General features: G+C 32.4%; 24 protein-coding genes. 1 reads left to right on the top strand and 23 read right to left on the bottom strand.

Going from position 1 to position 25170, the window contains the following annotated elements:
• Positions 1–96: 96 nt before the first annotated feature.
• From ACMAYS_RS14510 to pseB, 11 genes are read right to left on the bottom strand one after another with little or no spacing between them, the layout of a single operon-like run.
• Positions 97–759, bottom strand: coding sequence for a PIG-L deacetylase family protein (locus ACMAYS_RS14510; protein ID WP_412463518.1), 663 nt, complete (start codon positions 757–759; stop codon positions 97–99).
• A gap of 9 nt (positions 760–768) precedes the next feature.
• Positions 769–1809 (bottom strand): pseudaminic acid synthase, encoded by a 1041-nt coding sequence (pseI, locus tag ACMAYS_RS14505; RefSeq protein WP_412463517.1) that lies wholly within the window; start codon positions 1807–1809, stop codon positions 769–771.
• Between the two features lie 8 nt (positions 1810–1817).
• Entirely contained in the window at positions 1818–2711 is an 894-nt protein-coding gene (locus ACMAYS_RS14500) for a GNAT family N-acetyltransferase (RefSeq protein ID WP_412463516.1), read from the bottom strand.
• Between the two features lie 21 nt (positions 2712–2732).
• A complete protein-coding gene (locus ACMAYS_RS14495; RefSeq protein WP_412463515.1) occupies positions 2733–3938 on the bottom strand; it encodes an AMP-binding protein in 1206 nt (401 codons plus the stop codon).
• Positions 3931–4155 carry a phosphopantetheine-binding protein gene (locus tag ACMAYS_RS14490; RefSeq protein WP_412463514.1) on the bottom strand — a complete coding sequence of 75 codons (225 nt, stop codon included), beginning with the start codon at positions 4153–4155 and terminating at the stop codon, positions 3931–3933. The genes ACMAYS_RS14495 and ACMAYS_RS14490 overlap by 8 nt, the downstream gene beginning before the upstream one ends.
• Positions 4156–4166: 11 nt before the next feature.
• On the bottom strand, positions 4167–5144 hold the full coding sequence (gene pseG, locus ACMAYS_RS14485) for a UDP-2,4-diacetamido-2,4,6-trideoxy-beta-L-altropyranose hydrolase (RefSeq protein ID WP_412463513.1): 978 nt from the start codon (positions 5142–5144) through the stop codon (positions 4167–4169).
• A 2-nt stretch (positions 5145–5146) separates the two neighbouring features.
• Complete coding sequence (locus tag ACMAYS_RS14480) at positions 5147–5872, bottom strand: SDR family oxidoreductase (protein WP_412463512.1); 726 nt, start codon at positions 5870–5872, stop codon at positions 5147–5149.
• Positions 5873–5874: 2 nt separating this feature from the next.
• Positions 5875–6390: a hypothetical protein gene (locus tag ACMAYS_RS14475; RefSeq protein WP_412463511.1), complete on the bottom strand. Its 516-nt coding sequence runs from the start codon at positions 6388–6390 to the stop codon at positions 5875–5877.
• Positions 6380–7078, bottom strand: a complete 699-nt coding sequence (gene pseF / locus ACMAYS_RS14470; RefSeq protein WP_412463510.1) for a pseudaminic acid cytidylyltransferase — start codon at positions 7076–7078, stop codon at positions 6380–6382. The genes ACMAYS_RS14475 and pseF overlap by 11 nt, the downstream gene beginning before the upstream one ends.
• Positions 7079–7080: 2 nt before the next feature.
• Positions 7081–8220 (bottom strand): UDP-4-amino-4,6-dideoxy-N-acetyl-beta-L-altrosamine transaminase, encoded by a 1140-nt coding sequence (pseC, locus tag ACMAYS_RS14465; protein WP_412463509.1) that lies wholly within the window; start codon positions 8218–8220, stop codon positions 7081–7083.
• Complete coding sequence (gene pseB, locus ACMAYS_RS14460; protein WP_412463508.1) at positions 8217–9236, bottom strand: UDP-N-acetylglucosamine 4,6-dehydratase (inverting); 1020 nt, start codon at positions 9234–9236, stop codon at positions 8217–8219. The genes pseC and pseB overlap by 4 nt, the downstream gene beginning before the upstream one ends.
• 81 nt (positions 9237–9317) lie before the next feature.
• Between pseB and ACMAYS_RS14455 the strand changes: the two genes are divergently transcribed.
• Positions 9318–10508, top strand: coding sequence for a hypothetical protein (locus ACMAYS_RS14455; RefSeq protein ID WP_412463507.1), 1191 nt, complete (start codon positions 9318–9320; stop codon positions 10506–10508).
• Here the strand turns inward: ACMAYS_RS14455 and ACMAYS_RS14450 are convergent.
• From ACMAYS_RS14450 to gyrB, 12 genes are all read right to left on the bottom strand, one after another.
• Entirely contained in the window at positions 10497–11252 is a 756-nt protein-coding gene (locus ACMAYS_RS14450; RefSeq protein WP_412463506.1) for an aldolase/citrate lyase family protein, read from the bottom strand. The two genes, ACMAYS_RS14455 and ACMAYS_RS14450, sit on opposite strands and share 12 nt — an antisense overlap.
• On the bottom strand, positions 11227–12477 hold the full coding sequence (locus ACMAYS_RS14445; protein WP_412463505.1) for a lipid II flippase MurJ: 1251 nt from the start codon (positions 12475–12477) through the stop codon (positions 11227–11229). Before ACMAYS_RS14445 ends, ACMAYS_RS14450 begins: the two co-directional genes overlap by 26 nt.
• Entirely contained in the window at positions 12470–14224 is a 1755-nt protein-coding gene (gene asnB / locus ACMAYS_RS14440; protein WP_412463504.1) for an asparagine synthase (glutamine-hydrolyzing), read from the bottom strand. Before asnB ends, ACMAYS_RS14445 begins: the two co-directional genes overlap by 8 nt.
• A 12-nt stretch (positions 14225–14236) precedes the next feature.
• On the bottom strand, positions 14237–14797 hold the full coding sequence (locus tag ACMAYS_RS14435; protein ID WP_412463503.1) for a sugar transferase: 561 nt from the start codon (positions 14795–14797) through the stop codon (positions 14237–14239).
• Positions 14798–14799: 2 nt separating this feature from the next.
• On the bottom strand, positions 14800–16623 hold the full coding sequence (locus ACMAYS_RS14430) for a polysaccharide biosynthesis protein (RefSeq protein WP_412463502.1): 1824 nt from the start codon (positions 16621–16623) through the stop codon (positions 14800–14802).
• A 1085-nt stretch (positions 16624–17708) separates the two neighbouring features.
• Positions 17709–17933, bottom strand: coding sequence for an ATP synthase F0 subunit C (locus ACMAYS_RS14425; protein ID WP_103218593.1), 225 nt, complete (start codon positions 17931–17933; stop codon positions 17709–17711).
• A 66-nt stretch (positions 17934–17999) separates the two neighbouring features.
• Positions 18000–18803, bottom strand: a complete 804-nt coding sequence (atpB, locus tag ACMAYS_RS14420; RefSeq protein WP_103218594.1) for a F0F1 ATP synthase subunit A — start codon at positions 18801–18803, stop codon at positions 18000–18002.
• Positions 18804–18805: 2 nt separating this feature from the next.
• Positions 18806–19174, bottom strand: coding sequence for a hypothetical protein (locus ACMAYS_RS14415; RefSeq protein WP_103218595.1), 369 nt, complete (start codon positions 19172–19174; stop codon positions 18806–18808).
• A gap of 9 nt (positions 19175–19183) precedes the next feature.
• On the bottom strand, positions 19184–19384 hold the full coding sequence (locus ACMAYS_RS14410; RefSeq protein ID WP_412463501.1) for a hypothetical protein: 201 nt from the start codon (positions 19382–19384) through the stop codon (positions 19184–19186).
• Positions 19385–20221, bottom strand: coding sequence for a tetratricopeptide repeat protein (locus tag ACMAYS_RS14405; protein ID WP_412463500.1), 837 nt, complete (start codon positions 20219–20221; stop codon positions 19385–19387).
• Positions 20169–22682, bottom strand: a complete 2514-nt coding sequence (gene gyrA / locus ACMAYS_RS14400) for a DNA gyrase subunit A (RefSeq protein WP_233189727.1) — start codon at positions 22680–22682, stop codon at positions 20169–20171. Before gyrA ends, ACMAYS_RS14405 begins: the two co-directional genes overlap by 53 nt.
• A 9-nt stretch (positions 22683–22691) precedes the next feature.
• Positions 22692–25154, bottom strand: coding sequence for a DNA topoisomerase (ATP-hydrolyzing) subunit B (gene gyrB, locus ACMAYS_RS14395; RefSeq protein WP_103218599.1), 2463 nt, complete (start codon positions 25152–25154; stop codon positions 22692–22694).
• Between the last annotated feature and the right edge of the window lie 16 nt (positions 25155–25170).

Here is a 25170-nt window from a genome sequence, read left to right as displayed (position 1 = left end):
CCAAAGTATCTGCTACCTTTCTATTAACATGGTTTTTTTATATTAGAAATATACATTAAATATCTAAAGTGAATATTAAATTTGTTATGTCCATTTCTATTTTATGATATCCCTATAAACTTCAAAAGCTTCCGCATAATCAACTCCAATTGTTGATCCACGAACTTTTAATATTCTTTCAAAATTTTCACTTGATCTTGAATGAGGAGATTCTCTAATTTCATCACTATAAATTTCTAAAGATTTCATTAATATACTAATATCTTGTTCAGATAGTATATTAAACGCAGTAGGTTCAAATGGAATCGTACTCCATTCTGTTGAAGATAATACTTCAAAGCCATATATTGTTCTTACACTAGAGTCTGGTTGAGGACGAAAAGCTGTTAGAACTGCTCGATGAGTTATTTGATGATCTATATTTAAGTCTTTATTAGAGTGAGTGTAAATAATTTCAGGCTTGATAGCTTTAGCATAAGACTCAATAGTCCTAACAATACTTAACAAACTAATTGTATCCATTTCATTATCTGGAAAATTTTCTTGATGAAAGTCTCTAATTCCTAAATTTTCACATGATTTATATAAACTTGAGCTACGAGAATTTATATCATCGATATTTGAATTACTTCTTGCACCGACACCATCAGTCATTACAAGCAAATGAACAGTATCACCATTTCTAATATGCTTAGCGATGCTGCCCCCGCATCCTAAAATTTCATCATCTGAATGAGCTACTACAACTAATACATTCATATATAACCCTTATTCTAAATTCGAAATTTCAACACGAGAGCCATAACTCACATTATCTTTCACTTTATAGCCAATAATGTTATTAATTTCCGACGGATGTGCACCAAAACCTGGTCTGACGGATCTAATATCTGAAGATTTAATTATTTGTCCTGCTTTTAAATCTGATACAAAATATAAAGATCTCATATAGTCTCTAGATTTTTTTCTCTTTTCAGAAAGTTCATAGCTAGGACTCCCACAAATCATTTCAGTCTGCCTTACGCCTTTAACCATATTGGAAAATTCCTCTGGATCTAAAGAAAACTCTTTATCTGGAGAATCAAGATTTTTATCCAAAATAAAATGCTTCTCTATAATTCTCCCTCCCATTGCGACTGACAACTGAGGAACAATTGAATCCTTTGTATGATCCGATACTCCTGTAATTACCTGATAATCAGTTGCTATGGCTTTCATATTTTCAAGATTTACATCTGATAAAGGTGTCGGGTATCCAGATGTACATTTCAAAATGGCAATTTGGTTATTACCAACTTCTCTAATTGTTTTAATAGCTAAATCTATGTCTTCCTTTCTTGCAACACCAGTAGATAAAATTATAGGCTTACCTTTCTTAGCAACATATCTTATCAGATTAATATCACTAATTTCAAACGAAGCAATTTTATAAGCAGGGCAATTCAGTCTCTCAAGAAAATCTACAGCACTTTCATGAAATGGCGAAGAAAAACAATCTAATCCAAGTTTAGTTGCTAACGAAAAAAGCTCTTCATGCCACTCAAGAGGAGTTATTGTTCTCGAGTATAAATCATATAGAGACTGATTATCCCATAATGTACCACCTCTAATCATGAAATCTTCATTTTTAGAGTTTAATGTTAAGTATTCTAATTCGAAAGTTTGAAGCTTAACAGCATTTGCATTTGCTTCCGCCATTGCATATATAGTCTCTTTTGCTAGATTTAAATCTCCACAGTGATTGCAAGATAATTCTGCAATGATATAAGCAGGTGAATTTTCATCAATTATACTATTATTTATTTTCATTAAAACTCCTAAAACACATCTGAATCTGCCATAGCTATATAGAGATTTTCGAATTTTAATCCTTTTGAACGAAGCTCATTATTTAAAATTTTCACTCCAATAAAATACTCAAATCCAACACTTGCAAAGTTATTCTCAATTAGAAAATCTATATCAAATTTTCTCAACGGCCATACTGATGGTTTTAAATTTTTGCCTGAGCAATATGACAAAAATACATCCATACATTTTTTTTCTGACTTACAATCAGCATATACTATATGAGCATATTCATTAAATTTTTTAATTATAACAAAATTAGATTCATCCAGATAAAGAACGGTATATGTATTAAATGGATGATTAAAAAACCTATTTTCTAATAGACTCTTTGTGTATACAAAACCATTATCATTTTTAATGTAATCATTGGTCAAAAAGTTTAAATCTTCAAGCTCCTGATAGCTCAAATTAAAATCGAGCAAACTTCCTTGAAAAATAAAAGATTTAAACTTTCTTATTTTAATTACTCTTTCAAGTTTAAGCTGAACTATTTCATATATAGGATTAGGGTAAGTGATCAAAAAATCAACGCCCCTGCTCCTTGCCTCAGAAAAGCTTTTAAAGGACAAATCAATGACACTTATCTTATCACTGTATTGATTATTTACTACAGCTTGAATAATAATCCCTGACTTGTAAGTAATACTATTCAAAACAATATCTCTAATACAAACTGTATAGCACCCGATTATTTCTTTATTTAAAAGGGCAATATATGTAAAACTTTCTTCGGAACAAAGAGAATAAATCCATTTAATATAGTCATGACTTCCCCTTTCTTTGCTATACAACGATAGGAATTTGCTAAAAATATCGATATCAGTATCTTTATTCAGCAATCGTATTTCTACTTCACTCATTCAATCACCACAATATAATAACTATCTTCTTGTTTTTTTACCTGTTCTAGTTAACGAAATTTGTTCAACGAATTTAATTTTCATCGGTCTTTTCCATTCTTGTAAATTATCACTAATATATTTTTTAATATATTTCTTAGGATTTTCAATTGAGTTATCAGTTAAGATTATATCAACAGCTAAGACCTTTCCTAACACTGAATTATCAATAGAATATACAATACAATCCTTAACTAATTCACTTGAAGAAATTATAGATTCAACTTCATTTGGATTAACATTATAACCTCCGACATTGATTATATCGCTATCTCTAGAAACGAACCTAAATCTTGATTCATCTCCATTTAAAAACTCTACAATATCGCCAGTATCATACCATTCAACATTTCCAAGTCCATCTGCAAGAATACTTTCATGTATATAAAGTTTAGAATCTTTAAATAATATTTTCTCTTTCATTGAATCTAAAACAACGAAATACTCACCTTCTGCAACAAATAAAGAACCTGCTTCAGTCGAAGCATATATATTTCTAATCTTTGCTTCAGGGAATACTTTCTCTGCTTTCTCTAAGATATTTTGTGAAACTTTTTCTCCACCAAATGTTACTGTTTTAAAAGACGATAACTCTTGTGAATCAAAAAAATTAATTTTAAAAAAAGTTGGTGTCATTGAAGTGTTAGTAACATTGTATTCCTGTAAAAGTGTATATCTATTACTATTTCTTAAATCCACAATCGTACTAAAATTATATATTACTTGTAATAATACTTGAACACCTGCCATATGGGTCGGATTGTAGCAAAGCCCCCAGCATTGATGAAAAGGATAGATTTTCACATTTCGCGCTAAATTCAATAGACTCTGATACAATTTTTTGGGTACACCTGTTGTTCCAGATGTAAAAAGAGTCATACCAAGATTAGTTTTTTTGAAAGTATTTAATATTGCCGTTTTATACTCATCAATATTTTCAAATTCAAAATCACTATTAATTTCGATTTGCTCTAATGTTTTAGAGTATTCTAAAAATTCATTTTTTGAAAAGTTTCCATCAAATAAAACAGGACTATAGCCACTCAGTAAGAGCTTAATTATTTGTACATACACTTCAAAAAGCTCTTCAGAATAAACGAAATTCGAGAGCTTTTCTTTTTTATTAATTCTCTCTAAAAGATCCTGATAAGTATAAACTCTTTCATTTATAAGAAAGTTTTTATCCATTAATTCTACTCATAAGCTCTTCAATTGTATTAATGATTCCATCTTCAAATATATCTACATCATACTCTTCCTCAACTTGAACAGTAAGATTAGCTAGTGCAAGAGAATCAAAACCTAAATCATGTCTCAAGTTATCAGTCGGCTTGAGTATATCAATTAAAGATAAACCTTTAGAACTTCTGATATCATTAATAATTTCTAATAACTTTTCATCCATAAAAACTCCAATTATTTATAATCTAATATTTTTTTTACTATACGTTTTGTTCCATTACCATCAACTAAGTCAAAAATTTCTCTAGAATTATCAAAAAATTCTGTTTTTGATCTGTTTAAATAAACTAGTTCATTTTTCCAACTCTGAACATTAAGATTTTTAATATCACCTAGATAGCGGATTAACCCCATTGCATCGAGGATTTTTGCTGTGCCTACTTGATTATCTGCTAACGATATGAGCGAGGAAGGTAAGCCCAAGCAGAATCTCTCCCAAGTCATAGAGCCACAAGCTCCAATCATATAGTCAAAATTTAACATAAAATGAGCTATGTCATTAACAAATCCAACAATATCTAACTTATTATTAGAAATATTATGCATATGCTTAGTTATTAATGTGAACTTCAAATCAAGATCAATTTGAGAAATTGCCTCTATTAGCATTTTTTCGCAATCAAATGTGTCTCCTCCGCTGAAAAATACAAGGACATTCTCTATGCTGTACTTATCTCTATATTGATTCCTAGAAACATCGAATGAACTATTTAAAATTACATAATCTAAGCCTAAAATATAATTCTTACAAAGAGAGCTAGAATATTTTTCCAAATTTGCATCAATATTTTGATCAATTAAAAAATCACAGTCATGTTCACGACCCAGGTCATCAATGACTATATACGTAAGACCTTCAATCTTTTGAATCGCTTGATCGAATCGTAAATCTAAATCGTAGCTATCTGAAACAAAGTGTGTTGGCTCATATTTTTTAATTAAATCACAAATATAACCAGAATCTACTCCCTCACTGCATTCTAAAACAAGAAAATTAGATGGTATCTTGTTTATCAAACTCCCAACTCTATCTTCAGTTAAAAAAATTACTTCGAAGCCTACGTTATAAAATTCTTGAGCCAAATTTACACATCTCATCAAATGGCCATAGCCAATTTCAATTGATGAATTAGTATAAAATAAGACTTTCATTCCTATATTGTTCCAGAATCCACATGTATAACTTCACCGGTGATACTAGATGATCCCGAACTCAGTAAAAAGTTGACCGTAGAGGCAACACAACTTATCTTTGTTGGCTTCTTCATTGAATTACGTTTGTATATACGATTTTTTTGATCTTCGGAAAGTGTTGAACTCATCTCTGTTTCCATGAAGCCAGGACAAACAACATTCGAGCGAACACCAATAGCTCCCCACTCTCTAGCTGTATTTTTAGAGAAAGCCTCTAGGGCCCCCTTTGAAGATGCATACATAGCCAAGCCTTTATAGCCTGTATGTGCAGAAATAGAACTTATATGAACAATTGAGCCAACTTGCTTATGAAGCAACATATCTCTCAACACATATTTTGTTAACATAAATGGTGCAAATACATTCACCTTATACATATCTTCAAGCTTTACTGAGTTAAGATTAGTAATAATGTCATCATAAGCAAGAGCCGCATTATTAACGAAACCAACAATAGGTGAAAACTCTTTCAATTTTTTTTTATATAAATCCTTAATTCCATCAACATTACTCATATCAAAATCAATATGAACAAAACGTCCATTATACTTATCTGATAATGCCTTTGTAATATCATTTATTTTTCTACTGATACCAACTACTCTATATTCTGAATTTTCTAAAATAGTTTTAACTATTTCTAATCCAACTCCTCTAGAGTCACCCGTTACAATCACTGATTTCATGATCAAATCCTTTTTAAAATATCTCTTTTAATTTCTTTTAAATTTTTACTCTTTGAAAAATAATCACAAAGATTATACTCAAATAAAATATAATCTTCATTAATCTCTTCACAGGTTGAAACTATCTTCTGAAGAACGATATTTTGAATATTATTTAATTTCACTTCACCGTAAACTTTATCTAATAAAAGAGACTCTTTCAAAAATAATAGAAAATAAAGTTCAATATCTAAACCGAAGCCAGAACAAGATTCAGCTAGATACATACCCCATTTCTTTGTAGACATATCAATATAAACAGAACCTATTAATCTATCTTTATAAAAAACAGCCCAATATAACTGTTCATCATTATTTATAAGTTTTTTTAAAAAAGATAGATGCGAACTTAGTGTTATAACATCTCTATTCCACATCATATTACGTACAAAATCACTATTTCTTATATCTAAAATGTTTAAAACTTCTGTTTCAGAACAGTCTATAAAATTCTTCAACTTTACATATTCAAAGTTCATAACGATCTTTACTCTTTAGAAATTTATATTTAAACTCAGCAACTTCCCAATCTTCGATATTATCAATATCTTGTACATAGGTAGCAGGAATTATAAATGGGTACACTTTCCCTTTAAGCATACTATCATATTTGAAAATTGAATCTCTATTTCCCCAATAAAATTGACCTACATCATGATATGTTTTTTCTAAGTCCTGACTTCTTGAGTAAATATATGCATCATCTCTAAACTCAAGTAAATCATTCTCTATTATTAAGGCACGTTGTATTGGGTAATCATATTCAACTACTGGAACACAGAAATCTAAACCTAATTTTTCTTTTATAAATACATGAAATGTATTCAAAAGAAATTCTTCTTTTATTAATGGTGAAGTTGGTAAAATACAACAAAAATATTCTATATCTTTAACTTTAGTTAATACTTCGCGAGTTACATCTACTAAAGACGCCGTATCATTTGAGTTTTCAGTTGATCTAAAAAAAGGCACTTCCGCACCATAACTTTCTGCAATCACCTTAATATCAATATCATCAGTAGAAACTATTACTCTATCAAAAATACCACTGTTAATAGCTACTTCAATCGAATATGCAATAATAGGTTTCCCACAGAAGTTTTTTATATTTTTTTTTGGAATCCTTTTACTACCACCTCTTGCAGTAATAATAGCAACTACTGACATAATTATTCCTTAATTATACTTTTAAGAGTTTTACATATATAATCAATTTCTTCTTGCTTAAGTTGTGGATACATCGGAATAGAAATAATCTGCTCATAAGTTATTTCGGATGTTTCTAAGTTAGAATACTTAGCTATCCCCTTATAATATGGCTGTTTATGTACAGGATAATAGTGTATTTGAGCTCCAATTTTTAAAGAATGTAGCTTTTCAAAAATTTCTTTTCTTCTTACAGATGAAACTTTAACAACAAATAGATGATAAGAGCTTTTACGATCATCTCTAACTTTAACGTAATCAATCTTTTCTTCATTCAAAAATGAAATATACGTATTTGCAATTTCATTTCTTCTTTCTATAAAAGAATCTAGGCGAGTTAATTGAGTTACCCCAAGTGCAGCTTGAAGCTCAGTCATTCGGTAATTATATCCTAATTCATGTTGTTCATAATACCAAGGCCCTTCATTAGGGTTATAAAGGTTTTCTTTTGTTACACCATGAGTTCGTAAAAGCTTTACCTTTTTATCAATTTCAGAATCATTTGTAAGAAGTGCTCCACCTTCAGCAGTCGTGATAATCTTAACTGGATGGAAACTAAAAATAGAGATGTCACTATACTTACATGAACCAACTTTTGTATCTAAATATTCACCACCAACCGCGTGAGAAGCATCCTCTACAATTTTAAATTTATATTTTTTAGATAGTTCAAATACTTCGAACATATCGCAACTTTGGCCACACATATGAACAGGCACAACAACTTTAGGAAGTTTGCCATCTATTTCCGCTTGGATTAGCTTTTCCTCAAGAGACTTAACACTCATATTTAATGTGTCTGATTCAATGTCAACAAAATCAACTTTCGCACCACACATTAATGCAGCATTTGATGTTGCAACAAATGTGATCGGTGTAGTCCAAACTATATCATCTTGCTTAACACCTAAAGCTATGTAAGCTAAGTGAAGTGCACTAGTAGCAGAATTCATTACTGAACAATATTTTGCACCCGTGTATTTTACTAAACCATCTTCAAATTCAGGAACACACTTTCCTTGAGTTAAAAAAGGTGATTTTAAAACTTCAACTACTGCTTCAATATCTGCTGAGCTAATATCTTGCTTACCATATGGTATCATTCAACAACCTTAAAATTTGGATCAACATGATCCTTAATTAGTTCTCTTAATTCTTCTACAGTGACCCATTCTGTATTTGTTCCAGAATTATATTTAAATCCCTTTTCAACATACTTAGCATTGAAATGCTTCATATAATCATCAACATTCCATGGTAGAACAGATGGTAAAATTACATAATACTTTCCGCAGTCAATTGTTGAGAATGAATCTGTTTCAGTAATCATTTCCTCATGTAGCTTTTCTCCAGGCCTAATTCCTATTACTGGCTTTTCGGCATTTGGAGCAATAGCGTTCGCCACATCAAGAATTCTATAAGATGGTATCTTAGGGACAAAAATTTCTCCTCCCCATGCGTTCTCCATAGCATAAAGAACCATGTCGACACCTTGATCTAGTGTAATATTGAATCTAGTCATGTCTGCATCTGTTATAGGAAGGACACCTTCTGCTGCTTTTTTCATAAAGAATGGAATTACAGAACCTCGTGATCCCATTACGTTACCATAACGGACTACTGAGAAGTCTACTTCTCTATTACCACGCATATTATTTGCTGCAACAATCAATTTATCTGAGCATAACTTAGTAGCACCATATAAGTTGATTGGAGCGGCTGCTTTATCTGTTGATAAGGCTACAACTTTTTTAACACCACAATCTAATGCAGCATTAACGACATTTTCAGCACCAAGAATATTAGTTTTAATACATTCCATCGGATTATATTCTGCAGCAGGTACTTGCTTAAGTGCAGCAGCATGAACAATTACATCGATTCCTTCACAAGCTCTTCTCAGTCTTTCGCCATCTCTTACATTGCCAATGAAAAATCTAAGCTTCTTCGCATGTTTTTTAAATTCAGGAAGATTTTCCATTTCGAACTGCTTTAATTCATCACGAGAAAATATAACTATTCTTTCGAAATTTGGATATTCATTAAGTAGACGCTTAATAAATTGTTTTCCAAATGAACCTGTGGCTCCAGTTACCAAAATTGATTTAAAATTCTTCATTTAACTACCTTTTTATATAAAATACCTAATATTTATACTATTATATTAATCTAATGTTAACTATACCTTTTGGAATTGCTTATGAAAAAAGTAATTATCGCCTGCTATGGTGGTGGACATGTAACGATTGCAAAAAGACTTTATGCAGCATACAGGCAAAAATCATATGACGTAATCATTCTAGCTTTTACAATGGCGACATATGAGCTCTCAAGAGAAAAAATTCCTTTTTTGTCTTATATTGATTTTTTAGAACTTTATAAGAATAAAGATGATGTGATTGAAATAGGCTCAAAGCTTGCTACTAATATTGATGAAAACTCAAATATTAGTAGAGATGAAACAATCGCTTATCTAGGTTTAAATTATCTAGAGCTTCAAGAAACTTATGGTAAAGAGGAAGCTTATAATATTTATCAAAAACAAGGTCGTTATTCATTTTTTCCTTATAATATTATGATGAAGGTACTAACTAAAATTCAGCCTGATTTCGTAATAACAACAAACTCACCAAGGTCTGAAGCAGCAGTGCTTCTTGCTGCTAAAAAACTAGAAATCCCCTCTTACTTCATAAACGACTTTTATAATATCAATGAGCTTAATCAAAGAACTGGAAATCCAGATTACGCAAGAAAAGTTTTTGTAGCTCTACCAAAAATTCGTGATGTGTTCATTGAATTTGGATGGAATAAAAATAATGTTATATATTCTGGTAATCCAGCTTTTGATGACATTTTCGACAAACAAAAAACTCTTATAGCCAAAGAACTCACAAAAGAGCACTTCAATAACAATAAGATAAACATTTTATTCATTGGAGGTAATGGTGAGTTTACTAAAAAAAGTGACGAAGTAATTATGAACACTCTTGAAACTAAAATCGACTTGTCGAAAGTTAATCTTATTTACAGGGCCCATCCAAATAATAAATTTAGTGAGTTGAAAATAGGGATTCATTATTCACCAAACGATATCAGCGTGCATTCATATCTACACATTTCGGACTTGGTAATCAATTGCTCATCAACAGTAGGGCTAGAGGCTTATATATGTGGCATACCTGTAATTCAATACATACATGAAGCCAAAGAATTCCCCCAACCTTTTGAATATCTAGGCATTGGTAAGCAAATAACAGATGCTGATTCACTGTTAAAAGAAATCAACCAATATATAAAAGGCAACTCAAAAGTGCTGCATAATTACAATGATAGTAAAAAAGCTGCAACTGATATCATAATAAGTGAAATAGAAAAGGATCTAAAGATTTAATAGCATATTTATACTAGCAATCAAGTTTTCTTTTGAAGAAGATACATTAGCTGTTCTTAATTTACAAAGCTCTAACTCAAAAGAATCAGGATCTTCTTTTGGAAATGCTCTTGATAAAATCATTCTCTCACACCCGAGTCTATAAGCTTCAGCTAAAACGAACTTCCCTTTTACTGCACCCATCTCTAAAGGTGCAATACCACCAATACCTAGAGATATTCCCCTTTCTCTAATCTTTGCACATGCAAATTCTAAAATTGGTGATTTATAAATTTCTAACATGAAGTCGAGACCAAGAGCTAAGTGCATATCATTTAATCCAATATGAATCTCATCAATACCACTGATAGAAATGATATCTTCAAGTCTAAAAAGTGCTGCCGGAGTTTCCAGTAATAATGAAACCTTAACTCTACCATTAACATATTTAACAAAATTCGAAACTTCAGATGGTTTTGTAAACATAGGCAACATAATTATATCTGCCCCTGCTGCGATCGCTTCTTCAACTTCGTTGCTTGTCTTGTCATGAAAAGGGTTGATTCTTACTAAGATTTTAGCTTGCCTAAGGAGTGGTTTTATTTTTTTTATATCACTAATTTCATGATTACTAATGACTGTATTTAAATGACCTTGCCTTTCTGTTTTTCCAAGACGTTCTGTATCGATGAATATTCTATCGACACCACATTCATCGTAAAATTTACATTTATCTACATCATTCTCTATTATCATGAATTCCATTAAAAAATCCTATCCTTGAAATCAACTTATATAAAGTTAATAAAAACAAAACCACCGCTGTATATGAAGTTGTTAAGGCCATATATTTGGCTTCATTATAGAAATATAAAATATAAGTATTAGCAACAATATTGAATAAAAAACCAAAGGTTGATGACTTTAAAACAAATTTATCCTCACCCGATGCAAATAATAATTTTATTATTAGCGAATTAAGTCCAGAAACTAATATTGCTAGAGAGAAATATTTAAGAACTAATGCAATCGAATTTAATGATTCAACATCTAATTTTGAAAAATAATAGATCAAAGAAATGGTTTCATAATTAAAGAAGTAAAACAAAAAAGAACAAGTAAGACTGATGAAGCCGATAAATAAAAATGAGCTCATTATTAATAAATATGAGTTTGTACCTTTTTTAACATTATCGATTATATAAGAATAAATAATATTGGGAAGTATTGTAATGATAGTAGCTACAGGAAGTAGATATACTTTTTCAGCATAACTATATGCTGAAACTGAACCTGCAGGAAAAGAGCTAAGAAATATTTTATCTATTATAGGATTTATAAATACTAGGCCATTTGCTAAAATAGCCAGCAACAATCTCTTAGATACTTTCAAATTCTTAAATACGTTTTTGAAATTTATTTTAAAAAACAAGCCTTCTTTTTCTGATATATAGTTCAAATAGAGCATGCGAAGTGCAGAAGCAAATATCACACCAATTGAAATAATAAATAAGTCAGTAAAAAAGAATAGAACTAAAATTAAGCCTAGATTAAATACTAATGTACTTAGTGATTGTAGCTTGAATTTTTTTATGAAAGCAAGGTAAGTCGCTTGCGCAAAAGTGATTCCATTAAATAAAACACTAGCCATTGCAACATTCATAAAAACTAACAACCAGCCACTAAAAAACAGAGGTGATACAACTAAAAATATAAGATAAGAAACGATGTTAACAGCAATAGTTTCTTCTATAATTTTAGAAATATTATTAGTAGATTTTAAGACTGGGAAAAATGCATTTGAGAGAACCGATACAGATAAAATATTATTTATTAAATCTGGGGTAGTTAGAATTAACACAACTTGATCAGCACTAGTACTAACACCAAAGTGATAAGCGATTAATAATTCCCTCAAATAGCCAGCCGCTCTACCTAGAACAACTCCTAAAGAAACAAATAAGCCTGTTAAAGCAATTACTTTATTCATACTTAAATGCTTTGAGCCATATATCTATATTCATAATAGCTCTAAGTTCGCGAGTATAATTCTTTTTAGATGAAACATGATCTTCAATCATTTCTTGAAGAACTTTCATATCAAACATACCTAAATTAATAAGTCGTTCACTTTTTGAAAGTAATTTCAATTCATCACTCTTTCTATCTTTAAACCATTCACCTATTGGAACAGTAAACATTTGTTTTTTTCTATATACGATATCTTTAGGTAGGTATTTCAAAGCCAACTTTTTCAGTGTACTTTTAGTCTCACCATCTTCTGAGAGTTTGTATTGACCAGCTGTTTTAAACATCAAGTCATATAAGCGATAATCTAACATCGGACTTCTAGCTTCTAATGAATTAGCCATTCCCATTCTATCTGGCTTAACCAAATTATTACCTGGTAATAAGTTTTTCACATCAAATGCAATTGCCTTATTAATATTGTCAAATTTAGAAAATTTACTCATACGATTTAAATAATCATTGAAACCTGTTTTATTATCAATCAAATGATGGAACTCTTTGTTTAGGAGCCTCTTAAAAATCTCTGAGCTTTCATGAAATAATGAGATAGAGTGAAAATATTTCTCATCTTCTACTTTATATTTTAAAGAGTCTCTATATTTCTCATAACCCCCAAAGGCTTCATCACCACCGTCACCAGTTAAAACTACTTTATACTTTTTAGCAGCTTCTCTTGATACAACATATGTCGGTACAAATGAGATGTCTCCATGGGGCTGATCATTATAGAAAGTAACCTTGTCCCAAAGTTCTACATCATCATCTTTCATAATTGTTAGAATATTATTTAATGAGAATAAGCCTGATACTTCTTTAGCATAAGGTGATTCATCAAATCGTTTATCATCAAAACCTATTGAAAATGTATCAAAACTTTTATTGGTTAATTTATGCATAATTGCACAAATCATACTTGAATCTAAACCACCACTTAAGAAAGTTGCAATAGGAACATCGCTTCTCAATCTTATCTTTGTTGCATCAATAAGAAGATCATCGATTTTATTCATCAAATCTTCTTCTTCAATTTCTTCTTCCTGTTGATTTTTTAGATCCCAATATATTTTTTTAGACATATCTAAGGTATCTAAATCAATCTGTACAAATTCACCGGGCATAACATGAAATACATTTTTATATATAGTATTTGGAACAGGTATATAATTATAAATTAAGAATTTATATAAAGACTCTTTATCTAGAGACAAATTCAGATCTTTTAATGCTGCAAATGTCTTTAACTCAGATGAAAAGAAGAAGCCATTAGGTTTTTCAGTATAAAAAAGTGGTTTAACACCTAAGCGATCCCTATATAGTAATAATTTATTTTTAACCTTGTCTATAATTGCAATAGCAAACATTCCATTGAGCCTTAGAATAAATTCCTCTCCCCATTTAATGTATGCTCTTAAGATTACTTCAGTATCAGAGTTTGTGTTAAAGACAATCCCCTCGCCTTCAAGTTCTTCCTTTATTTCTACAAAGTTATAAATTTCGCCATTTTGTACTACGTGAATATTTTCATCTTCTGATATGAAGGGCTGTTGTCCATGTGCAACATCAATAATACTCAAACGTGTGTTCAAAATAGTAGCGTTCTTTACTTTAGAAAAACCCAATTCATCTGGGCCCCTGTGGTGAATAGTTTTTGCTATTTCATTTTCATTAAAAGCAATATCACTGATATATCCTGCAATTCCACACATATAAACAAACCTTTAGTTAGAAGCTTTAGAATTTAATAAAATTTTAAATGTTCTAAATACAATTATGATATCCAAACATAAAGATATCTTCTTCGCATAAAATCCATCCAATAATGCCTTCATGCGCATAGTACCTTGAGAGCGTAACGTTGATTGATGTAAACCTGTAATTCCCGGTTTCACCTGATGTCTCAGATTAAAATAATATTCACCGTAATCATCAATTTGGGATGGAACAGCAGGTCTTGGGCCAATAAAGCTCATATCACCTTTTAATATATTAAATATTTGCGGTAGCTCGTCTAGCGAAGTTCTTCTGATAAATTTTCCAAACCTCGTAATTCGTGGATCATCTTTAGTGGTAAATGAATTAGAATTATTAACCACCATAGATCTGAATTTAAACACTTTAAATAGTTTACCATACTTACCGACTCGATCTTGCTTGAATAGAATGGGTCCTGGTGAACTAAATTTAACCCCTATGGCGACAATAATAATTAGCGGTAGGAAAAGAACAAATAAAATTAGACCGCAAATAAAATCTATAAATGTTTTAAAATATATATACATAGTTATAAAAGTGTCTCTTCTTCAATGATAGATTCTATTTCTCTTTTAAATTTATTAATATTAATATTTTCTTTATCTATATCCATTAAATAATCAATATCTTTGAATGCAACCTTCTTGCATTTAACTACTCTAACTCTAGGATGACTTGTTTCTAATGTTTCTTCTTCAGTAAAAATCAGTTCTTCATAGAGCTTTTCAGCTGGTCTTAAACCTGTAATTTTAATTTCAATATCAACATTGGGCTTTAGACCTTGAAGCTCAATCAAATCAACGGCAAGATCATATATACGGATAGGATTCCCCATATCTAAAACAAAGACTTCTCCACCCTTTAGCATTGAACCAGCTTGGATAATAAGCTGAGTTGCTTCAGGTATTGACATAAAAAATCTAGTTATATCTCTATGTGTTACAGTAACAGGACCACCACCCTTGATTTGATTTATAAATCTAGGAATTACTGAGCCATTACTTGCTAAAACATTTCCAAATCGAACCGCCCCATATTTTGTATTCGGGTACTTTTCAGATACAGACTGAATTTCTATTTCAGCCATTCTTTTCGAAGCCCCCATCACATTAGCAGGTCTAACCGCCTTATCTGTCGATATAAGTACAAATTTTTCCACTCCATTTTTCCCCGCAGCTTCAGCAACATTTCTAGTACCGAAAACATTGGTTTTTATCGCTTCTTGAGGGTTAATTTCCATTAAAGGAACATGCTTATATGCAGCAGCATGAAAAACTATATCAGGTTCATATTGTTCAAAAATTCTAGAAATACGATTTTTATCTCTTACATCAGCAATTATTGATTCATGTAAAACATTTGGCATGTGTTCAGTTAAGAACATATCAATTTCATAAATAAAATACTCACATACATCTAGTAGAATAATATTTTTAGGGCCTCTTTGCGCTACCTGCTTTACTAAATCACTTCCTATAGATCCTCCTGCACCTGTAATTAAAACTGTCTTATTTGAAATAAATTTTCCAATACTCTTTAAGTCCAGTTCTATAGGAGATCTACCTAATAAATCATTAACATCTACAGGCCTAAGTTGCTCTATATTAACCTTTCCATCTGCAATATCAGATATAGAAGGTAATGTTTTAATTTCAATATCTTTAAAATACTTTAACTTATCTCGAAGTTGCCTTACTAAAGACGAACTAGCTGATGGAATGGCAATTATAACTTTTTTAATCTCTAGTAATTCAATATAATCTTCAATATTTGATAACTTATCTAAAACAGGAATACCATGAATCTCTCTATTTTGCTTAGAAGGATCATCATCTAATATTCCACATACAAAATAATCAATATCTCGATTTTTGATTTCGCGAATTAATTGTTCACCTGATTGACCTGCGCCTACAATTAACACTCTAACACCACGACTTTTTTCAGATACACTTCTTAATACTCTGGAAACTATTCTACCTGCACTTAGAAAAGAGATCAAAATTAGTAAATCAATAATAGGGACAGACCTTGGAATATTAACGTCAACTAAGAAGAAAATCATACTATATACTAATATAGAAATTAATGAAGCTTTCACTATTCTTAAAATTTCAGCAATTGAAGCATATCGCCAAATCATTTTATTAATTTTATAAATACGAAAAAAGATGATCTTTACGAAAAATGTAATTACAACAATTTTTATGAAATTTTCAGTAGATATACTAAAGCCTTTAAAATCAGTTCTAATAAAAAAAGATAAAGGAAAAGTAATTAAAGCACATACATGATCAAATAAAAAATATACCCATTTTATAAAATAAATTTTTAAACTATTATATTTTTTCATAAATTATACCGACTCTTTATAGTATTAGAATATATTCGCTTGAGGCTAAACTTTATTATTATAATAAAAGTTAAAATTAATGTCGGGATTTGCGAAGCAATAATTCCCTTCCCCATCATTGAAAAAAATAAAGAAACCAAAATAGTACAAAAAAACACTGTAACAAATCCAGGTTTTAATCCATATCTCAAATATTGTACTAAATACACAAAAGCAACTAATAGAGAAAACATAGTTAAACTAAATACAATTTTATCTAGACCAAAACCATGATCAAAAAGAGCAAAAAAAGAATAGTTATAAAATTTTAGATTTTTAAATACACCGAGTAACAATAATGGAAGAGCAAAAAAAATACATGCAAGTACTGGGAAAATAGATTTTGATCTAGAATAAAAGTAAGTTAAATGTAACAGTAGCACCAATGTGTAAATCAAAAAGGAGCCTGAAGAAACACTACACATTAAACCTGAAAGAAAATATAAACAAAACAATTTTAATGAAAGAGTTTTCTCATGATTCACTAAAATATAATTAAGTATAGCAAAGCCCAAGAAAGCATACACCAACCTACCATTCATATACTGAGCCAACACAAAGTAGAAGGGTAATAAAATTAAAATAAATAAGAAATCCACAATCTTTTTATACTGAAAGAGATTTATCAATGTTAAATACTGGACATAAACAGATAATATCAAAACAATTGAAGTATATATCTTAAATAAGAAATCAATTGATAAACTTGTTATTCTATAAATTGCAACAATTGGATAAAACAACGAAGCTCTCGGATAATGATAAAGCCTTACAAACGGATCAACCCACATCTCTCCATCATTAATTTGATAAAATCCTATTATCTGTGACCACAGATTGAATGAATTAAAAAAACATAGCAAAAGAAAAAGTACACAAAGGCTTATATATATTTCAATTTTTACGTAGTGTTTCTCCACTATAATTCCTGCAATCCTTAAATTAAATAAATATTTCAGAAGTCTATCATATTAAATATTTACCAACAAAACAAAAAAGCCTCGCTAAAAGCGAGGCCTTTCATTAAATCAATTTAGATTTTCGAATTAACCAGCAAGGAATACTGAGATAAGTACGAAAATTACAAGTGATTCCATAAGTGCAAGACCTAGAATCATTGGAGTTTGAATCTTGTCAGCAGCAGATGGGTTTCTTGCGATACCTTCTAGAGCTACAGAAGCAGCTTTTGATTGTGCAGCAGTACCACCGTATGCAGCGATAGCCATTGCTAAGAAATACGCGATGTACTTAATTGCTTGAGTGTTTTCCATAATAGTCTCCTAAAACGTTCGTTACTTTGATCAAGTAACTGTTAAATTATTAAGTTTAAGTTTTTATTAGTGTGCGTGGTGCTCATCATGATCGTGGTGAGCAGTTGCAAGACTAATATAAACCATTGATAACATTGTAAATACGTAAGCTTGAATAAAACAAACTAGAAGTCCAAGTAAGTAGAATGGAATTGCAGCACCAAACATACCAACGTTCACACCAAGAATTTCAAGGTTAAGGAAAGTTGTTAATACGTGGTGGTCACCCATCATGTTACCTCTAAGACGTAGTGCTAGAGATAGAGGACGAATAAAGTTTGAAAGAATCTCAATTGGGAAAATTAAGATTGCCATATACCAAAGTGGACCTGCAAAGTGTGCAAGGTAGTTCATCGTACCAAGTTCTTTACAACCTTTGATGTTGTAGTAAACAAATGAAAGTACACCAAGAGCAAGAGTTGTGTTGATGTATTCAGTTGGAGGTAAGAAACCTGGAACAAGACCAATTACGTTCGCTAGGAAAATTGTAATAAATAGGAACGAAATGAACTTGAAATATTTTGGTGCATCTTCTTCACCGATTACGGCACGACATTGAGTCATGATAAATGATCCGTACATCTCAACGATGTTTCTTAGTGAAATTCCTCTATCTGGAACTACTGTCTCTTCAAGAGTCATTTTAGAAACACGCATTCTATAAAGAAGAGCTACTAATAAAATGATGATTGCAACAAAAGACTTAGTGAAGATGTGATCAACGTAACCTAGGTGAAAAACATGAGAAAGTTCACCAAGCCACAGAAATCCACCTGCTGCGTATGTATTTGTCGCTAATAAAGTAGTTAAAAGAAGGGCTATTTTTTTCATTATTAGTCCTTTTTGATGCTGGCGCCCAGCACAAATATATTTAAGAAATAATTTATTACCGGTATAATTATCTTACTTTGAAGAATTTGTACACCAAATAATAGGGCCCCGATTAAAATAACAAGCTTACCTATAAATAAAAACGCTAGATACTTTCCATTGGCTTTATAACCATCGATGCGATGTGGCTTTATCAGCTCATCTACGGCCATCCAGAACATCACTAAATATAAGACAGTTGCTACGTAACAAACAGCGAACGCTGTCCATTCCATGCCTGGAGTCAATAAATAAAGACACGCTGCAGCCATAGGAAGTGACAACATAAAAAAGCGAGGGAAACTAATTTTATTAGATAGATCTTTAATCATGAGAATTATCTACTTCTTACGAAGAGCATAGACAACCATCGAAATTAAAATATTTCCAATTACCGCTAGAAAAATTCCTACGGCCCAGCCTTGAGTGATGATACCTTTTTTAACGAGCTCCCAAAGTCCCCAGGCCACAACTAAGGCCGTTGAAGGGAGTGACATGGCAAGTGCCATTGGCTTTATCCATTTTGGGTCATAAAGGGCCATCTAACGCTTCCTCGCAACACGACGCTCATATACTGAGTTTAAGCGATCTTGGATAACCTTGTTATTTGGGTACTCACCTAAGATTGAATAGTAGAGATCATAGGCTGTTTGAAGACGCTCCAATGTCTCATAGCAATTGGCCATAAGAAAGATGGCGCGAACTTTTAGGTCGCGGCGATCTTCACGTTTGATGTATTCACGAAAGTATTGAACAGCGCGGTTCCAATCTTGCGATTCAAAATACATGATTCCAGATTGAAAGAAGCTATCAACGAAGTACTTATGGTTTCCATTATTATGCATAGAAACTAAGTGCTCAGTCGCCTTATCATATTCCTTAAGTTTGATATATGAACGAGCAAGACGAAATTCATATAGATCGTGATTTGAAAGTTTAGGTCTAAAGGCAGAAAGCTTGTTATAAACTTCAGCAGCCTTTGCATAATCATTAATATAAAGAAAAGCGATCTCACCAATTCGTTCTTGTGTTTTTACAAGCCAAACTGGATCTGTCGTAAGTTTTGGAATCTTCTCGTAAAAGGCAATTCCACGATTATATTGTCCAAGAGAGACTGCGTAGAGTTCAGCAATCTGATAATTGATTTTGATTTTAATTTCATCATTTGGCGCCATCTCTAAAATCTTATGATACTGCTTCACTGCCTGAGCGTACTCTTGATTAGAGATATGATTTTGCGCAATTAGGATATCTTTGTGAATTCTTGGCGTGAAATCACAAGACGTAAGTAAAATGAGGGCCAGTAAAAAACTGGCCCTTATGAATTTATTCTTCAGAAGTTGATCCATCTTCATCATCTGCTTCAATAATTTTTGCAATTGAAACAACCTTCTCACCTTCTTTAGGCTTAATTAGGCGTACACCTTGAGTCGCGCGTCCCATTAGAGAAACACCACTTACTTTTGTACGAACAACTTGCCCGCGGTCAGTAATGATCATTAGATCATCTTTGTCAGTAACAGGTTTAATTTGAACAATCTCACCATTCTTATCTGTAAGTCTCATTGCAAGAATACCTTTCCCACCACGAGTTTGCTTACGGTATTGTGAAGATTCAGTACGTTTACCGTACCCATGTTCAGTTACAGATAGGATTTCCATTTGGTCATCAATTAATTCCATACCGATGATTTTTTCTTCATCTGTATTGATGTTGATACCCTTAACACCTTGAGATACACGTCCCATTGGCCTTGCATCATTAGTATCGAAACGGATGATCTTACCAGCTGAAGAACATAGAAGGATATCTTTTGATCCATCATTAATTCTTACGTTAACAATATGGTCACCATCTTGCAGTTTAATTGCAATTAGTCCCGATTGCTTAACGTTTGAGTATTCTTCAAGAGCTGTCTTCTTAACTAGACCTTTGTTAGTAGCAAAGATTAAGTACTTCTCATTAAGATCCATATCGTGTGGTACACAGATAATTTCTGTTACACGATCACCACTTGGGATTTGGATAAGGTTTGCAATATTACGTCCCTTAGAAGTTCTAGTTCCTTCAGGAATTTCGTAAACTTTCTTTGAGAATACTTGTCCACGGCTTGTAAAGAATAGAAGCTTATCGTGAGTATTTGCCGTAAAGATATTTGTAAAGAAGTCATCATCGTTTGCAGCACCCTTAACACCTTTACCACCACGCTTTTGCGCTTTGTAAGTGTCAAGTGGCATACGCTTAACGTAACCTTTGTGAGTGATTGTAACAATCATCTCTTCACTTGCTACAAGATCTTCAATTTGAATTTCGTCTGCTTTTGCAACGATTTCTGTTCTTCTCTCATCACCGTATTTTTCAATAACTTCAGTGAATTCTTCTTTAATGATTGCTTTGATTTTATCTTCAGAACCAAGGATTCCTTCTAAGCGATCAATCTCTTTCATGATTGCTTCGTAGTCAGCAATAATCTTATCTCTTTCTAGACCTGTTAGACGTTGTAGTCTCATGTCTAGAATTGCTTGAGCTTGAATCTCACTTAATGAGAATGTACTCATTAATTTCTCACGAGCATCAGTTGGCCCATCAGATTTCTTGATCATCTCAACTACTTCATCAATATTTTCAACAGCTACTTTTAAACCTTCTAAGATATGCGCGCGCTCACGTGCTTTCTTAAGTTCGTATACTGTACGACGAATAATGATTTCTCTTCTGTGATCAATGAAACACTCAAGCTGTTCTTTGATGTTTAGAACTTTTGGAGATGAGTTAACAATTGATAAGAAAATAATACCAAATGATGATTGTAGTGCAGTTTGCTTATAAAGCTTATTCATGATTACAGTTGCGATCTCACCTTTTTTAAGGTCGATTACAACACGAATCCCTTCACGAGATGATTCATCACGGAGGTCTGAAATACCAACAAGTGATTTAGAGTTTACAAGTTCAGCAATCTTTTCAATTAGCTTAGCTTTGTTAACTTGGTATGGAAGTTCAGTAATAACAATTCTTTCACGATCTTGTTTCTTACCGTGAATTTCCACATCCATCTTTGCACGCATCTGGATAACACCCTTACCTGTTTTATAAGCAGAGCGAATACCTTCAGTTCCGTGAATTGTTCCAGCAGTTGGAAAGTCTGGACCTGGGATAATCTTCATTATGTCTTCAATCGACATTTCACGATTATCTACAAGCTCAGTAAGAGCCGTCATAACTTCTGTTAAGTTATGTGGAGGAATATTTGTTGCCATACCTACAGCAATACCAGCTGAACCATTAACTAATAAGTTAGGGATTTTTGTTGGAAGAACTGTTGGCTCTTTAAGTGAGTCGTCGTAGTTAGGTTGCCAATCAACTGTTTCTTTATCTAAGTCTTTTAACATCTCTTCAGAAAGCTTTTGCATTCTGATCTCTGTATACCTCATGGCCGCAGCGTTATCACCGTCAATTGAACCGAAGTTACCTTGACCTTGAACCATTGGATATCTCATTGAGAAATCTTGGGCCATACGTACGATTGTATTATAAACCGCAGAGTCACCGTGTGGGTGATACTTACCAATAACGTCACCAACAACACGGGCAGACTTTAGGAATGGTTTATTATGGTAGTTACCTAGAGAGTGCATTGCATACAGACAACGACGGTGAACAGGTTTCATCCCATCACGTACATCTGGAAGTGCACGACCTACGATTACCGACATTGCGTAATCGAGGTAACAGTTTTTCATTTCATCGCGAATACCAATTTGTTGAATATTCCCGTGGTTATGGTTTCCACCATCACCATTATCATTTTCATTTGTGATATTTGTTTCATCAGTCATAAATTAGTCCTATACGTCCAGATTTCTTACATTAAGTGCGTTTTCTTCAACAAATTGTCTTCTTGGTTCTACTTGGTCACCCATTAGAACAGAGAATACTGAATCTGCTTCAATAGTATCTTCAATCTTTACTTGAAGAAGAGTTCTATTTTCTGGATTCATTGTTGTTTCCCAAAGTTGTTCAGGGTTCATTTCTCCAAGACCCTTATAACGTTGGATGTACGCGCCTTGTTTAGCATCATCGATAATATAAGAAGCAAAACCTCTTAGTGATTCGAATTCTTTTGCATCACCTTTTTCACCTTTAACAATGAACTTACCAATTTTAAATTTATTGATACCATCGTAAAGGTTCATAAGATCTGCGTATTCTGAAGACTCCAGGAAGTATGAGCTAAGTTTAAATTTCTTCGTACGTGCTGTTGTTTTAACATTGATACGAATAAGATTTGATGCATGCTCTTTGTCTTCTTCAATTGAGAATGAGTAATTTCTTAATGTTTCAGACTCTTGAGTTTTAAAGTGTTCATCAAGTTTAGAAACAATACCATCAAGTTTTGAGCGATCTTTAAGATCAGCTGCAGTGATACCAATTTCTTCAATTAAGTGTCTTAGTAAGAACGTATCAAAGTGAATATCGTAAGACTTAAGAGTTTTGTCGTATTGAGTGAATTTATTAATAAGACCTTTAGCTGTCTCTTCTTCAATCATTTCACCATTGAAGTTAATTGAAGTTCCTTCAATTGCGTTTGCAACAAGGAATGTCTCAAGTGCTTTTTCGTCTTTTAGATAAATCTCTTTCTTACCTTTCTTGTATTTATATAAAGGTGGTTGAGCGATATAAACATAACCTTGCTCAATCAGCTCAGGGAACTGACGATAAAGAAGAGTTAAAATAAGTGTTCTAATGTGAGAACCATCGACGTCGGCATCTGTCATGATAACTAGTTTGTGGTAACGAAGTTTTGAAATATCAAAGTTACCTTTACCAATACCTGTACCCATCGCTTGAACGATCATCTTAATTTCGGCGTTACCAAGCATTTTATCATAACGAGCTTTTTCAACGTTAAGGATCTTACCTTTAAGAGGAAGAACTGCTTGATACTTACGATCACGTCCCTGCTTTGCAGAACCACCGGCAGAGTCACCCTCTACGATGTAGATTTCAGAAAGAGCTGGATCTTTTTCCTGACAGTCTGCCATTTTACCTGGAAGACCACCCATATCTAGAACTGACTTTCTTCTAGTTAATTCACGAGCACGTCTTGCGGCTTCACGAGCTGCAGCTGCATCAACAGACTTTCTAATAATTGTTTTTGCAGTTTGTGGGTTTTCTTCTAAATATCTCTTAAGTGCATCCCCTACTAGAGAGTTAACGATACCTTCTACTTCAGAGTTACCTAGCTTATCTTTTGTTTGACCTTCGAATTGAAGCTCAGGAAGTTTAACAGAAATAATCGCTGTTAAACCTTCTCTCATATCATCACCTGTTAAATTCGTTTTAATTCCTTTAAGCAGGTTATTATCTTTTGCATATGCATTTAGAACACGAGTAAGTGCAGTTTTAAATCCAGAGATGTGAGTCCCCCCACCTGGAGTTGTAATTGCGTTGGCATAACCAGAAAGAACTTCTGAGTATGAATCAGTCCATTGCATTGAGATTTCGACTTCGTAATCTTCTCTTGATTCTGCAATATAGATTGGATCTTTGTGTACTACTGTTTTAGCTCTGTTTAGATATTCTACGAACTGAATAAGACCACCCTCGTAGTGGAAAGTTTCATTCTTATCTGTTCTCTCATCTTTAACAACGATCTTAAGACCTTTGTTAAGGAAGGCCATCTCTCTAAAACGATTTGTTAATGTATCGTAATTAAATTCGTGAACTTCAAAAATTTCATTATCTGGTTTGAAAGTAACAGATGTACCTGTTTGACTTTTATCTTCTAATTCACCAACAACTTTTAGTGGCTCTTTAGTTACACCATGGTTAAATTCAACTTGGTGAATCTTTCCATGCTTTTTAATTTCAACTTTAACCCACTTAGATAGTGCGTTTACAACAGAAGCACCTACACCGTGTAGACCACCTGAAACTTTATAAGCTCCACCTTCTTCGTTAAACTTTCCACCTGCGTGAAGTTTTGTATATACAAGTTCCGCGGCCGATACACCTTCTTTCGGGTGAATATCAACTGGGATCCCTCGCCCATCATCGATAACTGTTACAGAGTTATCAACGTGAATAATAACTTTAATTTCGCTACAATAACCTGCAAGTGCTTCATCGACTGCGTTATCTACAATTTCATATACACAGTGATGTAGACCACGATTGGCAGTATCACCAATATACATCCCTGGTCTTTTTCTTACGGCCTCTAGTCCTTCAAGAACACTAATCTGGCTTGCACCATATTCCTGTCCGACCTTACCAATACTTCCTGCTTGATTTTCTTGATTTTCCAAAAGGAACCTCTCTTCC

This window comes from Halobacteriovorax sp. RT-2-6 (assembly GCF_047085025.1).
In the GTDB taxonomy this organism is placed as follows: Bacteria; Bdellovibrionota; Bacteriovoracia; order Bacteriovoracales; family Bacteriovoracaceae; genus Halobacteriovorax_A.
The sequence above is the reverse complement of the archived record's forward strand: the minus strand, read 5'-3'. Positions and strand labels throughout refer to the sequence as shown.